Here is a 2130-nt window from a genome sequence, read left to right on the forward strand (position 1 = left end):
GCATGGGCTGCCTATAGAATATAGCAAAGTCATTATTGAAACAAATTTATTAACAAGACCAATGACCACTATTGCACCTGAAACAATAGGGCAATATACAGGATTAAAAGACAAGAATGGCACAAAGATTTATGAAGGAGATGTGTTAAAACATCATTCACTTACTGAACAAATGCAAAAAGACCTATTACATCAAATAATCGGAAAGATAGTAATAGAAAAAGGAATGACATATATAGTTGGGAAAGTGAGCAATGGATATATAGATGAAGAAATCAAAACAATGAATTATAAGGCACTTCTACTTAGCCCTGAATTATTTGAAATAATCGGCAATATACATGAAAATCCAAAATTATTGGAGGTGGAATAATGAATAGTCAATACGAAGTATGTTTAGCTGCATTAATGGAATATGAAGAAATAAACAAGATGCTGAACTATGAAAATCAAATTTTAAGAAACGAAAACAAAAAGCTAAAAAAAGAAAAAGAAGAACTGAAAGAAACCATTAGAAAATACAGGCAATATGTGGAAAATTTAGATTAGGAGGGGCAAAGTGAAGATTTCAGTAGACAACAAACATCAAATTGTTAGCGATTCAATGCAATACATTTTACAGGGAAAAAAGACTGTAAGAGAAGGCAAAAAGGAAGGCGAAGAATACTGGGTTAACGTTGGATACTATAGTAAGATTTACAACGCACTACAAGGCTATAAAGAGCTACAGATAAAAAATAGCAACGTAACCACGATTGATGAATTAATGAAACTAATCAAGAACCTTGATAATAAAATCGAACAATTACTAAAAGGGAATTAATCAAGGAGGGATAAAGATGACTGAAAAGGTTGTAGAACTACTCTATAGAAGTATAATACAACATTTAGCGGGGAACGAAGAAAAGGCAGAAGAATACACGAGAAAAGCTATGAAGATAGAAAAAACATGTATTTGTGGGGGACAAACTGTCCCTTGCAAGTACAACAAAAGACACTCAAGACTATGCACAAAATGTGGATTGATATGGAGGAAGAATGAAGTAGTAGAAAGTTGTTACGTGAATTCTAGGAGGGTGGGATAGATGACTAGAGAAGAATTATTAAAGGTATCCAAGCCAATATTATTTTCTACCGAAATGGTAAAAGCAATCCTAGAAGGTAGAAAGTCCTGTACTAGGAGAGCTATAAAGCTAGATTTGGGATTAGCTGATACAGATAAAAATGATAGCAGTTATCTTAAAATACCCGACAAAGATGGAGATTATCATGATGCTAAGGATTTATGCAGATATCAGCCAGGAGATATTCTCTATGTCAGGGAAACGTGGCAGACAGGCTACAAAGGGAATGTAGATGAAAACGGGGATGGACTTTTAGAATATCTGTATAGAGCAGATGGAGATGATATATCAGTTGGATATAGCAATGGAAAATGGAAGCCATCAATCCATATGCCTAAAAAAGCAGCGAGAATATTTTTAAAAGTCACAGATATTAGAGTTGAAAGGTTACAGGATATAACATCAGAGCAAGCTAAGAATGAAGGTGTAGATTTAAGTTCTGGTACACCATTTCCTAAGTCAACAGCAAGAGATTGCCATGGAGCGAAAAATGGATTATCTATGTATCAATCAAGATTTGTTATCTTGTGGGACAGTACAATGAAAAAACAAGACTTAGACAAATACAGTTGGGAATCTAATCCGTTTGTATGGGTAATTGAGTTTGAAAGGGTGGAAGTAAAAAATGATAGAGGGGGATTTAATGAAAATAAAAATAAAATACTTTAGCAAAGATTATCCAAAACTAGAAAAGATAAACAAAGGGGATTTAATAGATTTAAGAATAGATAGCATAAAAGAATGGGGAAGCAATAGATGCATATTGACAGGGAAAGACAAAGAGAAGTTAGCAAGTTTACCAATGTTAGAAAGTGTTGTGAAATATGAAAAAGGCGACATAATCAAATTTGGATTAGGAGTAGCAATGGAATTGCCAGAAGGATATGAGGCAGAGATAAGACCTAGAAGTTCTACATTTAAGCATTGGGGGTTAATACAAACCAATAGCGTAGGAACCATAGATAACAGTTACAAAGGAGATAACGACGAATGGCAAATAGAATTT

The 2130-nt window shown here is 33.8% G+C and carries 5 protein-coding genes and 1 pseudogene; all 6 read left to right on the forward strand.

The window, feature by feature from the left end:
* The coding region (locus VK998_RS08140; protein ID WP_325227482.1) for a YopX family protein at nucleotides 1-373 on the forward strand (373 nt) is incomplete at its 5' end.
* Nucleotides 373-549 carry a hypothetical protein gene (locus tag VK998_RS08145; protein WP_325227484.1) on the forward strand — a complete coding sequence of 59 codons (177 nt, stop codon included), beginning with the start codon at nucleotides 373-375 and terminating at the stop codon, nucleotides 547-549. The genes VK998_RS08140 and VK998_RS08145, both read left to right, overlap by 1 nt.
* Nucleotides 550-559: 10 nt before the next feature.
* Nucleotides 560-823, forward strand: coding sequence for a DUF5405 family protein (locus tag VK998_RS08150; RefSeq protein ID WP_325227486.1), 264 nt, complete (start codon nucleotides 560-562; stop codon nucleotides 821-823).
* A 16-nt stretch (nucleotides 824-839) separates the two neighbouring features.
* The gene (locus VK998_RS08155) at nucleotides 840-1085 is read left to right on the forward strand and encodes a hypothetical protein (RefSeq protein ID WP_325227488.1); all 246 of its coding nucleotides are present in this window, start codon (nucleotides 840-842) and stop codon (nucleotides 1083-1085) included.
* Nucleotides 1086-1793 carry a hypothetical protein gene (locus VK998_RS08160; RefSeq protein ID WP_325227490.1) on the forward strand — a complete coding sequence of 236 codons (708 nt, stop codon included), beginning with the start codon at nucleotides 1086-1088 and terminating at the stop codon, nucleotides 1791-1793. It begins immediately after the preceding gene.
* Nucleotides 1768-2130, forward strand: a pseudogene (locus VK998_RS08165) (hypothetical protein); the annotation flags it as partial. The gene VK998_RS08160 and the pseudogene VK998_RS08165, both read left to right, overlap by 26 nt.

The sequence above is a fragment of the Schnuerera sp. genome (assembly GCF_035459645.1).
Taxonomy (GTDB): Bacteria; Bacillota; Clostridia; order Tissierellales; family Tepidimicrobiaceae; genus Schnuerera.